The sequence below is a fragment of the Streptomyces pseudovenezuelae genome, from assembly GCF_001513955.1.
Lineage (GTDB): Bacteria > Actinomycetota > Actinomycetes > Streptomycetales > Streptomycetaceae > Streptomyces > Streptomyces pseudovenezuelae.
In genome coordinates, this window is record NZ_KQ948159.1 from 1 (window position 1) to 13,890 (window position 13,890).

Sequence of the window (13,890 nt, forward strand, 5' to 3'; positions counted from 1 at the left end):
TTCGCCGGTGTCGTCCAGGACCAGGTCTTCGGACCGCTCGTCCTGTTCGGCCTCGGCGGCACCGCCACCGAGATCCTCGCCGACCACGCCGCCCGTCTCGCACCGCTCACCGACCACGACGTGCACGACCTGATCACGTCCCCGCGCTGCGCGCCCCTGCTCTTCGGCGCGGCCGGCGGCGGGCCCGTCGACCTGCCGGGTCTCGAACAGCTGCTGCACCGGCTCTCCCGGATGGCGAGCGACCTGGCGCAACTCGCGGAGGCCGACTTCAACCCGGTACTTGCCGAGCCGGGCGCGGTGACCGTCCTGGACGCGCGTGTCCGCCTGCTGCCGCGCCGGCCGCAGGACCCCTACCTTCGCCGGCTCCGTTGAGGAGGAGACAGCCATGAAGCACAGCAAAGTGGGCTCCGTCATGACGATGGAGGTTGTCCGCGCCACGTACGGGACCCCGTTCAAGGAAGTGGCCCGTCTGCTCCGCGAACACCGCATCAGCGGACTGCCGGTGGTCGACGAGGACGACAAGGTCATCGGAGTCGTCTCCGAAACGGACCTGATGACCCGTCAGGCTCGGCTGCCCGACCCGTACGGGCCGAAGAGGCGCTTCAGGCTCACCGCCCTGACACCCACCTCGCGGCGACGGGCCGCGAAGGCCCGGGCGCGCACCGCCGGACAGCTCATGAGCGAACCGCCCATCACGGTCCACGCCGACAACACGATCGTCGAGGCGGCCCGCACGATGGCCAAGAACCGTGTGGAGCGGCTGCCCGTCCTGGACGAGGAGGGCCGACTGGTCGGCATCGTCACCCGGCGCGACCTGCTCCAGGTGTTCCTGCGTCCGGACGCGGAGATCCGCAAGGAAGTGATCGAGGAGGTGCTGGTGCGGGCGCTGTGGCTGGCGCCGCGCAGCGTGGACGTCTCGGTCACCGACGGCGTGGTCACGCTGACCGGCCGGATGGAACGCAAGAGCGAGAACGAGATCGCGACCGCGATGACGACTCGGGTCGACGGAGTGGTCGCCGTCGTGGACAAGCTCACCTACCGGCTCGACGACGCCCGGGTCGAGCCCGACGAGCAGGCGTTCCACGGGGTGGCCGACGACTGGCTGCGCCGGACCTGACCGAGAGGAGGCGAACCGCCATGACGACCGATGTGCTGGTCGCCTACGGCACCAAGAACGGAGCCACCGCACGGATCGCCGAGGCCGTGGCCGAGGTGCTGAACAAGGAGGGGCTCACGGCCCGGGCGCGTCCGGCCGGATCCGTCGAGGATCTTGGTGACTGCGAGGCCGTCGTGGTCGGCGGCGCCCTGTACGCCGGTCGCTGGCACAAGGACGCCCGCCGCTTCCTGCGCCGGCACCGCCGCGCCCTGGCGGAACGCCCCCTGTGGCTCTTCAGCAGCGGCCCGCTCGACGCCTCGGCCGCCGAGCGGGACATTCCACCTGTTCCGGCGGTACGGCGGGCCATGACCCGGTTCGACGTCCGCGGGCACGTCACCTTCGGCGGCTGTCTGAAGGAGGGCGCGAAGGGCCGTGTCGCGGGCATGATCCTGCGCAGCGGAAAGGGCGGCGACTTCCGCGACTTCACCGCGATCGAGCAGTGGGCGGCACGGATCGCCCAGGAACTGGCCGGTGCGCGGAAGGACTGACCGTGCGATGACGCCGATGCATGGACTCCCCGGCGCACGGGCCCGCGCCGGGGTGTCTCCGCGTCGTGAGCCCTGCCCACGGCCCCAACAGCAGGTGTTCCGAGGGCCGAACAGCCCGTCCGGCCGCGAGCCACGGCACCGAGGCCAGGTGCCCAGGCTTCGATGAAGGGCGGTACCCACCATGACCGTCACAGGCCCGGTGCACCGTCTCGCGGTTGATGCGTGATCTCGGCCTGGATGCCGTCCGGCGCGTGAAGAAGATCCGTACCACCACCTGACGATCATGAACACACTGCGCCGTCGACAGGAGGAGGCACCCTACTCGGTTGCCACGCACGGCCCCATGGAAGCAAATCCAGGCGTGAGGCATGCTGTCCGCGGCATGGGGCCCGGCTGAGAGGGCCGGCTCCCGTGGGGGCTGAGCTGCCGGTTTCGCGAGCCCCAGCCCATGCCGGGGCTGTTATCGAGGGTCCACCCACAGCGCCGAAGCGATCGCGCCAAGGTCGCCTCCCGCCGTGGCCAGGGCAACACCACCCGGTGCTTCCGCCCTTTCTCCGAGAGGACCCAGGCATATGACACCAGCCGTGAGGAGACCGGCACCGGCCGGAGCTGCCGTGCCGTGAGTGAGGCCGTCACTGCCCCCTCCCGCAGCCCCCTCCCGCAGCCGACCCGCCGCGTTCCCGGGGCAGTCGAGCGCCCCCCACACCAGTTCCGCCCGCAGTTTCCCCTCCGTGTCGGCGAGCGCGGGTCCGGCCGTCAACGCTGTGGCCACCAGATCCCGTCCCGGCACGGCTGCGCAGTGCTGGCGCAGTCCGGTGTCGGGCGTGCGGTCAAGTCCGCACCCGAAGCAGTCCGCAGCCCTCTCCGGCGGAGCCGCGCGGTACGCCTCGGCCGCCGCCGATGCCTCGTCCCGGGAGGGCGGGTCGGGGACTTCGAGGGCCAGCTCATCGGGCGTGGCCACCGCGAGCACCCCGTCGGCACCGGTCAGCACGGCCCCGCCGTCGGCGGTGTCTGTGAGACCCACCGGTACGTCCACCGGGGTCGGCCGTCGGAAGTCCACCCGAACGGTCTTGGCCGCCAGCCGCCCGGCGAGCATCCCCGCTATGCATCCGCCGAACGCCACCCCGGGATACCCCCGCAGATGGCGGGGCACCGTGATCGTCTCAATAACGGTCATGGCGCCCACTCCACCACACCCCTTGTTCCCGGCGGCCGGGGAGCGGGCAGCTTCGACGCGCTGGGGGGCGGCTGCTCCCCGCCTCACAGGTGCCGTCTTCTTGCGATGCATCGACCGCCTGTCGTTCCCGACGACCCGCCGCACGAACCGAATCCAGTCCCCACACAGACTCAGGGGATGCGAGCGAGTTGGCGTGATTGGGCGACGAGGACGCCTCGCGAGTCCCAGATGTCGCAGTCCTCTTCATGAAAGCCGCCGGCGACGTGACGGGTGTTGATCTGGCAGGCCAGCCAGCCCGGGGCGGGTCGGTCCCACAGGTGGATGGTCAGCTCGAGAGTGGCCGAGGGCATTTCTCCCAGCTCCATGATCGCCGGATATGCCGCGTCGGCCAGGAACGGCAGACTCGCGAGGTCGGGTTCGCGGCCGTCGGCGAACCGCATCCAGAACGTCATGCTGGGGTCACCGCTGGGCTGTCCATGCAGCCAACCGGGCGGTTGGGCGGCCAGGCGCTCGGGCCCCATGGTGGCCCGGTCGACTTCCACGAGCGCCCGCAGCATCGACCCGTCGCTGGAGGGGCCGTGCCGGTAGTACAGGAGCGCGTCAGGGATGACCGAGTAGCCGTTGCCGATCGAGTGGTGGACCTCGGTCATCCAGTCCAGGGGCCGGCACACATCGCCGCGGCGGCGGGCATCTTGGAGGAAGGCCAGCCCCGTCTCGGTCACCGTGAGCCCGTGCCCGACGGACAGACGCACCGCGGTCGGACCGGACGCCGTCCTGGAGGGCCGCCGCTCACGCAGCTCGGGCCACTCACATGCGACCTTGACCCCGTACGCGGTGGGGAACCACACCCGCCTGCGCCCGGCCTGAGGCAGCGTGATCCGCTCGATCAGTCCTTCCTCGCGCAGCCGGGCAAGGCGCCGTCTGGTCTGCTCGATCCGCACCCCGGGCGCGATCACCCAGTGCATCTGCTCCGTGGTCGCCATCCGGTACTGCACCAGCACTGCCAGCGCCAGCCGGTCTCTGCCGCCCGCGTCCACGTCGATCATCACGACCCGCTTCCCGTCCGGTACGGCGCCGGCTTGCCCGGCGCCGCGCATACCGGCAAGGTCAGCGGCTGGCCCCGACCACAAGGGCGACCACGACGGCCCGACCACGGTCACGAAGCGACAACACTGCCGTCGACCAGGCCCACATCCCCTCCGACAACCCTCCGCACCCTCTCCCGCCCCGCCCGCGAACCCGCAGGTCACCACCCTGGTCGGGCCGTGGTCTGCAGGCCGACATCCCCTCTACGCCCCCGAGTCCACGCCCCAAGGCAAGCAGAAGAGAAGTGGGTGGGTGGGACAGGGTCAGGGAGCGGGCGAGGGGATCGGGCGCCGCTGGTGTTGCTCGCGCGCGACGGCGGGGCCGCGCACGACGTAGGGCAGAGCGGACGCAGCCAAGGGCGTCCGAAGTCGCAGCGGCGCGCCCGCCCTGTCTGGGGCGGCCAGACAGCCTGGAATGTGCGCTCTTCTCGCGCTGTGTGCAGCGCCTGGCGCGAGGGGTGTGGAGTCAGGGCGCCCGAATGCGCCCGGATCCTGCGGGCTTCATGGTGTGGTGGGGGGTCCCCATGGGCCGCAGGAGTGTGGGGCGGTTGTGATGATCTCGCGCCACACCTGCAGGATCGGTTCCAACTGCACGGAGTCGATCACCTTAGCGAGTTGGTCGTAACAGGGTTTTTCGAACACCTCGTAGGGGGTGCGGCTTCCGGACACTGCGCGCAGTTCTGCAGCTCCTTGGGCGCCGCGTCCTACTGCAGCCAGGGCCAACGCCCGTTCCAGAGTCTGGGTGAACGGGCCCGTCAAACGTCGGGGGTTGGAGGGCTGCTCGCTCACCGCGAGTGCGGCCTCCAGGCGAGCGGGCACCTGTGCAGGATCCGAAGCGTGCAGAGCGACGGCAAGGAACAACTCGCGTCGCACATCGCCTGCAGGAGCATTCTCCAAGACAGCCCGCGCCTCATCTGTTCGTCCCGTATGGAGCAGCAGAAGGCCAAGGCGAGGAGTCCCGATCGAGCGGGCGTCAGCGCTCAGCGCGGAGCGAAAGCACGATTCGGCTCCTGTCATGTCATCCCGCAGCCACAGCACCACCCCAAGAGTGCTGTGGGCGCTGCTGTAGGTGGGGTCGTGGTGGAGGGCTTCGCGGAGTGAGGCTTCGGCTTCCTGCCATCGTCCGGCTTCCATGTGGCAGATTCCGAGGCTGTGGTGGGCGTTGCTGCGGGTGGGGTTGTGGTGGAGGGCTTCGCGGAGTGAGGCTTCGGCTTCCTGCCATCGTCCGGCTGTCGCGAGGCAGACTCCGAGGCCGGTGTGGGCGTGGCTGTTGGTGGGGTCGTGGTGGAGGGCTTCGCAGTAGGTGTCTTCGGCTTCCTGCCATCGTCCGGCTGTCGCGAGGCAGTCGCCCAATACCCTATGGGCGTCGCTGTCGGTGGGGTCGTGACGGACGATGATCTCGTGCAGGGTGAGTTCGTCCTGCCGTTCCGCGGGTGTCATGTCGCCCATGGCACGCCAACCGCGAGTCAGGTCCGTGGCCATGCTGGTGATGCGTCGTGCGGTGACTGTGCCCGGGAGCAGGGGGTGGTGTGCCGCCGTTCGCAGAAGAGCAACGGCGTCAGCTCGGTGCAGGCCGGCTGCTTCAGCGGTGGCCGCCGCCCACAGATTTCGGTAGACGCTGGCCGGCGGCTGTGCAGCGAGGTCTAGAGGGTTGGTGGTGCAGGCAGCCAGGACACGCTGGCGGGCCACGCGACGCTCACGTTCGTCCCCGTCTGACCACCAGAACCCGTCGCTGAAGACGCGGAGTCCGGTGAGGGTGATCCGGTCGTCGGGGAGGCAGGTCGGTGCGAAGAACTGGGCATGCTGGATGAGCTGGTCGCGCAAGTCGGGAACCGCCTCGGCCCAGGGCAGCAACTGCAGCAAGAGCGTGGTACCTGCGCGGGGATCGGCCCAGAGGGTGTGCCAGACCAGTGCGGCGATGTCCCGCCTCCACTGATCGTCGGCGAGCTGCTCGTCAACACTTCGATGCCCCGCGCGGCGGGCGCGCTCACGCAGGAAGTCGGCGGCACGCTGATTGACCTCACGCATGGCTGCACGTTCGTCCTTGCGGAGGAGGAGGTTGAGGATGGCCGCGCGGACGTCATCGTGCAGAACACGGTGATGACTGCTCATGAAGTCATGGCGGGCGGTGAGCCGGTCCGTGACCGTACGGACATCGGCAGCCGGTACGTCCCACAGAGCAGCCAGAACATCGGGGTCGTTGTGCTGGGCCAGAGCGAGAGCACACAGCTTGGAACGGTCATCAGCCAGAGCGGCGACCGTAGCCGTGTGGGTGAGGTAACGCAACGCCAACTTCTGCACCACCTGAGAAGGAAGACCGTACGCCTCGGAAGGGCGTTCGCAGATCTCCTCGACGCGCATGCCGTTCTTCAGAGATTGCACGATCAGTGCCAGGGCCAGCGGCAGCCCGCGGCTGAATCCGACCGCCTGATCTATCTCCTGCTCACTCAGAGCAGGCTGGCGCGCGGACAGGTAGGCAGCGGCACTGCCGTAGTCGAACATCAGCAGCGGCATGTCGTGCAACCGAGTATCAGGGATACCCCGCAACAGCCGCTCCGCGACGCTGTCCTCGGCCCGCTGCTGCCCGTCCTCCAACCGCGTACCAAGCACCCACACCGTGCGCGGGCCACTGCGCGCTACGATCTGACGCACCTCCAGCAACGTGGGGCCCAGCAGCTCACACGTGTCCATCATGACCACGACCGGCTGCCGCCGCGCCAGCGTCCGCATCCCCCGCCCGAACGCCTGCACCAACTCGGACTTGGCATCCACCAGCTGCCGAAACAACTGCGCATCGACGCTCCCATGCCGTAGCCGGTGGGCCGCCGACCCGGCCGTGAACACCCCCGCCACCGCCTTCTCCACCGACTTCTGCCCCACCGGGATACCAGCCACGGTCAAACCGAGAGCGCCCAGCTCCGACACCAATGCCTGCGCCTCTTTGGCGCTGAGCACCGGCTGAGCCCCACCCTGCTCATCCAGCACCGTCAGCTTCTTGGCTCGCTCCACCAATTCGGGCAACTGCGACGCCTGTCGACGGAAATCATCGAACGCCCGCTCCGCCGATGCCCCGCACGACTCCTCGAGAGCCGCTGCCACCGCGGCCAGTAACTGCCACACCTCTAGCCCGTCAGCCGACGCGGCAGCCACTGACCGCAGCGGATTCTCGCCCCAGTCCAAGAAGACCGTCGTCAAGGGCCGACGCCGCCAGCCGTACCGCGGACGCTGCTCTGTCACGATCTCCCGCATTCGAGCCAGCAACGTGCTCTTGCCCACCCCGCCCTGACCACGCACCAGCACCACATGACCCTCATCAGGGCCCGACGCATCCAACTGCTCTAACAACAGGCGCAGTCGGTTCTGCTCGTCAGCGCGCCCCACAAACGCATCACTCATCAGTCCCCCAGTCCCCGAAGCGTTCACCCGGCCGCTACGAACCGCCTGGCGAAATCGCAGTGCTAACTCGATACCCGCTCTATCGCCATATCTCCGGCATCATTACGCCTTGGCCCATTCGAGTCCGAGGGCGGCCAGCGCGGCCAGCCGCTCCGCAGACATCGTCCCGACCCCGCGCCGGACGCTACCCAAAAACACCCCCAGCCGGACGGCCACCTGCTGGCCGCCACCGCCGCCTGTTGCCACGGTGATCGTTTCGATGTGCTCGCGCGCGGGGCGTAAGCGTCCTTCGCGGGCGAGGAACTGTTGGGCTGCGGCGAGGTTCGCGGCCCACCGCTCGTCCTGGGTGCGCCGGCCCGGCTGTACGGCCTCCTCCTCGTCGGCGGGTTCGATGCCGATGGTCTCCAGGAGGTACTGCTGCGCCGGGACCAGCTGGTTCCACCCGGTCCGCTGGCCTGCGACACAGGTGCGATGTGTTGGCTTCGTGACAGTGGGAGCGTGTCAGTCCTGGTTGAGTAGGGAAACGCTGTTCCTGCTGGTTGTCCGCCCGTGGTTGGATCTTGCCACAGACACGGTGGTGGTATTTCGCGACCTCACGACTGTCATGGGCGGTACATCCCCAGCCGACTCACTGCCACGAAAACGGCACATCTCACCCCACCGCCGACCACGACCACCACTCATGCTGGACTCGACCGGCTCAGGACAAGGGCGGCAGTTCTCCGCTGGAAGTGCCGTCGCTCTGCGATGACAGCGACTCCTTCATGGCACGCAGGAAGGACCGCCGCTCCACCAGTTGCGCCCCCCGAGCATCCGCCAATGGCTCCGGGCGGTGCCCGAAGGCTGCGGGCAGAGGCGGCAGGCCCAGCGCTGCGAAGGCCTCGCCGAGGTGGTGTCGTGGGTCACCGGTGCCGCGCAACGCGGCGGCCAGGGGCCGGTCATCCGTCTTCCTGTACGCCGCCGACAGCGCGGTTGCCCGCTCCGCCGCTTCCTGTTGCGTCGGCATCTCCGCAGGGTCCTCCCACCACACGTGGGCAGTCACCAGACGGCCGTCGCGGTAGAGCTGGAGCGTGTAGTCGGCCCCCTCCTTGGCCACGACCAGGACCGGCCATTTCTCACCCCGGCTGAACGTGGCAGCCAGACGGGGCAGTCCGCCTTCCCCGAGCAGCGTCGTACGCAAGCCCTTGCGCCGGCCCGGCGGGTCGGCCGAAGGTGCCGCCTCGACGAACGTGCCGCCCCCGGGCGCCGGCGCGAGACGCATGGTGGCGCCGGCGATCAGAACAGCCTCGCGAACCTCACGCAGTGGCGCACTGGCGTGCGCGACGGCCGGAGCAGCGGCAGGAGACGTCCTGGCGGTCGACGGGACCGCGGGCCCCGCCGGACCGTCCGTGGCCGGCGAAGGCACGGAACCGCCGAAGTACGGTGTCCGACGGGCGACATGGGCGCGCACTCCCTGCCGCATCAGCAGGAACGTCTCCCGGGGATCACCCATGTAGGCCCACGGGAACGTGCACGCGTCGGTAGCGATGAGCCGGAAGACCTCCAGTGCCTCGGCCTCACGGCCGGAGCGGATCAGCGCGAGCGCGAGGTGATTGCGGAAGCCCGCCGCCCGCCGGTCACCCGGCTCGAACCTCGCCGACAGCTCCAGTCCCGCCTCGACGAGCCCCTCGATCCGCGACCAGGCCACCGGCCCCTTCCCGATCCCCGCCTCGTGCTCCAGCGCGTACTCGGTGACCGCGTGCAGTGGCAAACCTCGCAGCGGTGACCCCTCAGGAGCCGCAGCAGCGGCCGACTCGGCGAACGCAAACATCTCCGCGTGCGAGCCATACCACTTCTGCGCCAGGTACTGCACCGCGCGGGCGTGCAGTCCCATGTGAAGCGGATCCGCCGCGCGGCCCCGAGCCAGGTACTCGTCGTACACGTCGCGCGGAGCGCCGAGTCCCATAGCGTGAGCGATGAGCACCCGCCAGGGAACGGGATCTCCGGGGTTGAGGTCGGCGGCCGTACGCAGGACCGGTATCGCGTCGCGCAGGACCGTGCGGAACGCCTGGAACTGCTCCCGCGACACATGCCGGGCTCGCGCGGCGGTACGGATCTCCCAGGCGCGGTCGATCTCCAACTCGGCGGCGACCAAGGCGACATCGGGGTCGCCGGACCGCACGCGCCGCCACTCGTCGAACCACCCGGTGTGGTGCAGAGCGAGTTCGGCGAGACCCGCACTGCACTGGCCTCGTCGCTCCCAGTCTCGGTCGACGCGCGTCTGCGCCAGCAACTCCGCCGCCGGCTCCCAAGCTCCCGACCGCGCCGCGGACAGGACGACCCGCAGACCGGCATTCGGTGCGTCCACTTCCACCGCCCCGTCCGGCGGCAGCCCGTCGCCGGTGGCCGCGAAGTGCCGCAGCATTCTGGGCAGCGTGAAAACACCGGGCATCCTGGCCACAACCAGCCCTCCCCAACGGCTCACAGCCGCGCACAGTCGATCATCGACGAGCCCACACTCTATCGATCGGGCGTACGGCGTACGTCGCCGAGATCCCCCCGTCCGTAGTGCCCCGGGCGCCGCCCGCCTCAGCGGCCCTCCGCTGCTCCTTTCCCCGCCACACCCTGGACGGCGCCGAAGTCCGCGCCGCCCTGCTCGATCTCGTGGTCCGGACCGGACGGGAGCTGCGCTCCCGCGACCAGGCGGCCCGAGCGCTCACCCATACCCTGTCCTTCGCCGGCACCGGAAGCTGGGAACGGCCCGTTCACCGCGGGACAAACGGGCCAGCAGCGAGAGTGCCGTCGTCGTTCAGCCGGACCTGGCCGGCGAGTCGGGCCAAGACCTGCTCCGGTGTCAGGCCTGTGCGGGCGGCGACGGCGCGCTGTCGGCGGCTTACGCCGGCGGCAGCCACACGCGCGCCTGCGCGGCTTGTCACACGTGCTCATTCGGCAGCCCTCGTGTCACCAGAAGCGGAGATCGACAGCCTCTGGCTCCTCCCCGAGACGGCACATTCACCACAACCACGTCCTGCTTCTGTGCGTCCCACTACTGAGCGCCGGCAGAAGTCGGCTACCCCCGGGGGACGGGAGGCGAGCCATGCCGAAGTACGCGATCGTCCAGCACATCACGCGTTTCTTCTGGCCTCCGCGTGGTGCAAGACGGCAGCCGCGCACGTTCGCCCGGCAACTGGTGGGGCTCTGGCTGTTCGCGCTTGCCTTCGGTGCCGGGCTCACCGCGATCGGCTGGGACGAGGTGTTCGGTATGGCACTGCTGCTCATCTTTTATGGCGACCTCATCGACGGGGTGCGATACCGCTGGACGGCCACACTGGGCGCGCTAACAGTCCTGTCGGCTGCCAGCCGGCTCACAAGAGCCGTCTTGCCCGGCTCCCTTGACGATGCCTGGGCGCAGAGCGTTGGCTCCGCTGTCGGTGTCACGCTCGGTCTGGCGGTGAGCGCCGCGATCACACGGCTTCCGGAACGCCGACCACGTCGGCCTGCCGGGGGACACGACTCCGGTTTCAGCGATCAAGACTCTCCGTAAGAGGAGAGGGGCTGCGGACCTTGGTGACAACAAGCCCGCCTTTGTGACACGCGCTTCAGCTCACTCAGCCGCCTGCATCACGCCTCACCCTCCCTCGCCCACTCCAGACCGAGCTCGGCCAGCTCACCGCGCCGCTCCGCACTCATCTTCCCGAACCGGCGCCGCGCATTGTCCAGGAATGCACCGATCTTGTGCGGCACCCCGTCCACGACCTCCACCGCCTTACGCGGCACCCGCACATGACCCTCCCGGGCATGGAACTGCCGCACCGCCGCCACGTTGGCCACCCACCGCTCATCCTGCGACCGCCGCACCGGCACCACCGGCACACCCTCACTCGCGGGGTGCACCCCGAGCGACTCCAGCAGGTACTGCTGCGCAGGCACCAGCCGCTCCCACCCGGCCACCTGCCCGGCGACCCACACAGCGAGGTCTTCGCCCTGGACGACGACGTCCCCCGGCCCGGCCGGGAGCTGTCCGCCCGCCTTCACATACGCGAGCAGGAGCCGGTAGCAGCGCTGCCATCCGATCTCCCACCCCTCCGGCGCCCACCCGGGATCGATCTCGTTCAACGCCTCCATACGCGACTCGGAGAGCTCCCCGACAGAGACGCCCTCCTCCCCGTTCGCGCGGCGCACGGCGTTCTCACGGGCCTTCTTGGCGGCCGTCCGGGCATTCTTCAGGAACACCCCCAGCGGATAACCGTCCCAGACCACACCGGCACCCGGCAGGCAGTGCCCGTGAACGGCCGCGTAGTCGCGGGCCACGGCGAGGCCGACCTCCCACGCGGACGCGCGCACGGACCACACCATGCCCAGGTTGCCCAGCTCGGTGACGCGCTTGGCCTCCAGCGTCCCGACCGCGTAGTACCGGCGCTGGTCCGCCAACCACACCCCCAGCGGATGGCCCCCGAGGGCTCCCCAGTCCTCCGGGGTCTCATACGTGTAGGGGACGCGCAGCTCGGTGTTGCCGGTCTCGCGCAGCCACCGGGTGGCCGCCTCGATGCCACGCCGCCAGTACGCGCCCTCGGGATCGATGACCCGCAGCCGCACGAACTGCGCCAGGGCGGCCGGGTCGCGTTCCTCGCTGAACCGCAGCACCCCCGCGGCCGCAGCCCCCACCGGCGCCACCAGATGCTGCTCCTGGCCGTCATCGTCCAGGACGTCGACACCCTCCTCGCCGCCGTGGCCGTCGTGATCGTCGGATGGCTGGCGGCTGTTACGCAGGCGTGGATCGGCGAGGGCTTCAATGATGTCCGCGTCGTGCGCCCGGAGGGCTCCAAGAATCTTGCTGAGGCTGCCATAAGCATCAGACGTGAGAAGCTCGTTGAGATCCTCGTCCAGTCCGAGGAACACCGGAACGATCAACGTGGCCAGTTTCCCCTGCCCGGGATGCAGCCGAAGTGCCCGGCCGACCATTTGCACGATATCGACCATCGAGCCGCGCGCATCCGTGAAAAGGACCGCGTCACATTCTGCGGTATCGACACCTTCACCCAAAACGCGAACCGACGAAAGCACCCGCAATTCAGCCCGCACATCCCGGCCCTCAAAACCAGGACCTCCAAGAAAATCAGAGGCGAACTCAACGAGCACCTGACGGCGATGCGCGGGGGCGTGCTCACCGTAGAGCCAGTCCGCCCACACCTGATCAGCAGGCGGGTAGGTGTCGGGGACGTCTTCGGCGAGCCGACCCGCAGTGACGGGCACGGCGGCCGCCATTGCTTCGGCCTCGCCCACCCGGCTGTGGAACGACAGCACCCGACGGAACCGCTCCTCAACAGCCGCCCGCATCAGCCCGGTCTGCACCGCCGCCAACCGCGCCCCACGCACCGCATCCGAACCGGTGTCCTCACTGCTCATCGCGGCGTACAGATCCGGATCACGGATATCGAGACACAGCACCTGATACGGCGCCACGATCCCGCGTCCAATCGCCTCCGACAACGTCAGCTTGTACGCCACCGGCCCAAACACCGGCGACCCGTCCTCCATCGAGGCGACCAACCGGGGGCGTTCACCTTCGGCCTCCCACACCCGGGGAGTGGCCGTCATGTACAACCGCCGCTCCGCAGGAAGCTGCGCCTGGTCGTGCACGGCGGCCCAGGGCTTCATGCCATCACCGCTGGTCCTGTGCGCCTCATCAATGATCATCAGGCTCCACACCCCTAGCCCAGCAGCGTGAGCCCGTTGAAGGATGCGCAGCCCCACCGAGGCGTAGGTCGCGAAGACCGTCACGGTCTCCAGGCCCTCCATCCACGACACCAGCTCGTCGGGGTCGGTGGTGCAGGGCAGACCCTGGCTCTCCTCCGCCCGCAACGAACAGACCCCGATCATCGCCCCCGACCGGCCCGCCCGACGCCAGGCGCCGGCCATCTGCGTCAGCAGATCCAGCGTCGGCACCACCACCAACACCCGACGCGCCGAAAGGCGACGCGCAGACTCCGCGCCAATGAGGGTTTTCCCGGAGCCGGTTGCAGCGATAACCTGCGTCCGCAGGCCCTCGGGCGGCATACGGCCACCCGGCGGCGTGCCGAGAATGCGGACGACATTATCGACAGCCTCAGCCTGATGCGGCCTCAATTCCATGCCAGTCACAAGACCCCACATTCTCCGGTGTATTCAAAGAAATCCAGTCTCAGCCCAGATTTCATCCAAGTTCCAAAAATGACGCCCCCTCACGCTGGCCTTCCCGGCGAAGAGGTACTCTGTCATCATCCCAGACTCAAGCCGCCAACAAGAGTGACGCAGAAGAATTCTTCAGAAGTGACCGAAAGTGGTCAGGGTGGCCGGACCTGATGGGGCCGGAGTTTGGCAGGGCGTCAAACCTGCGCCAGACGGAAGCCACTGACGAACCGCCACACCCCCTCCCCGCTGCTGCCGCTTTCCTGACCGCTCCCGGAGGGCGCGTCAGGTCCCGTACTGGACTGCGGAGCAGGCCTGTACGGGACGGCCCGGGGCGGAGCCCCGGGCCCCGGATCACGGAGTGATCCGGGAGACGGAACGGAGTTCCGTCGCTATTCCGGCGAAGCCGGAATCCGCCGCGTAGCGGCGGCGCGTCGTGTC

At 69.2% G+C, this 13,890-nt stretch carries 10 protein-coding genes; 4 read left to right on the forward strand and 6 right to left on the reverse strand.

The annotated features are described in order from the left end of the window. The 3 genes from AQI94_RS42045 to AQI94_RS42055 form a co-directional block, all read left to right on the forward strand. Nucleotides 1-372 (forward strand): acetate--CoA ligase family protein (locus AQI94_RS42045; protein ID WP_208611889.1); only part of this gene is annotated, 372 nt, incomplete at its 5' end. Nucleotides 373-385: 13 nt separating this feature from the next. Further along, the gene (locus AQI94_RS42050) at nt 386-1,117 is read left to right on the forward strand and encodes a CBS domain-containing protein (protein ID WP_031047214.1); all 732 of its coding nucleotides are present in this window, start codon (nt 386-388) and stop codon (nt 1,115-1,117) included. Between the two features lie 20 nt (nt 1,118-1,137). Continuing rightward, the gene (locus AQI94_RS42055) at nt 1,138-1,644 is read left to right on the forward strand and encodes a flavodoxin domain-containing protein (RefSeq protein WP_031047213.1); all 507 of its coding nucleotides are present in this window, start codon (nt 1,138-1,140) and stop codon (nt 1,642-1,644) included. 460 nt (nt 1,645-2,104) lie between these two features. Here AQI94_RS42055 and AQI94_RS42060 read toward each other — a convergent pair whose 3' ends face one another. The 5 genes from AQI94_RS42060 to AQI94_RS46365 all read right to left on the reverse strand — a co-directional run bounded on the left by AQI94_RS42060 (nt 2,105) and on the right by AQI94_RS46365 (nt 10,005). Then, entirely contained in the window at nt 2,105-2,821 is a 717-nt protein-coding gene (locus tag AQI94_RS42060; protein WP_225890420.1) for a hypothetical protein, read from the reverse strand. Nucleotides 2,822-2,991: 170 nt separating this feature from the next. Next, nucleotides 2,992-3,918, reverse strand: coding sequence for a replication-relaxation family protein (locus AQI94_RS43765; protein WP_225890421.1), 927 nt, complete (start codon nt 3,916-3,918; stop codon nt 2,992-2,994). Between the two features lie 489 nt (nt 3,919-4,407). Beyond that, nucleotides 4,408-7,302: an ATP-binding protein gene (locus AQI94_RS42070; RefSeq protein ID WP_031047210.1), complete on the reverse strand. Its 2,895-nt coding sequence runs from the start codon at nt 7,300-7,302 to the stop codon at nt 4,408-4,410. 700 nt (nt 7,303-8,002) lie between these two features. Then, entirely contained in the window at nt 8,003-9,706 is a 1,704-nt protein-coding gene (locus AQI94_RS42075) for a hypothetical protein (RefSeq protein ID WP_062230355.1), read from the reverse strand. Nucleotides 9,707-9,870: 164 nt separating this feature from the next. Continuing rightward, the gene (locus AQI94_RS46365) at nt 9,871-10,005 is read right to left on the reverse strand and encodes a hypothetical protein (RefSeq protein ID WP_263973329.1); all 135 of its coding nucleotides are present in this window, start codon (nt 10,003-10,005) and stop codon (nt 9,871-9,873) included. A 373-nt stretch (nt 10,006-10,378) separates the two neighbouring features. Here AQI94_RS46365 and AQI94_RS42080 point away from each other — a divergent pair, with 373 nt between their 5' ends. Further along, nucleotides 10,379-10,825, forward strand: coding sequence for a hypothetical protein (locus AQI94_RS42080; protein WP_225890422.1), 447 nt, complete (start codon nt 10,379-10,381; stop codon nt 10,823-10,825). Between the two features lie 77 nt (nt 10,826-10,902). Here the strand turns inward: AQI94_RS42080 and AQI94_RS42085 are convergent, their stop codons facing one another. After that, nucleotides 10,903-13,413: a DEAD/DEAH box helicase gene (locus tag AQI94_RS42085; protein ID WP_062230357.1), complete on the reverse strand. Its 2,511-nt coding sequence runs from the start codon at nt 13,411-13,413 to the stop codon at nt 10,903-10,905. Nucleotides 13,414-13,890 lie beyond the last annotated feature (477 nt).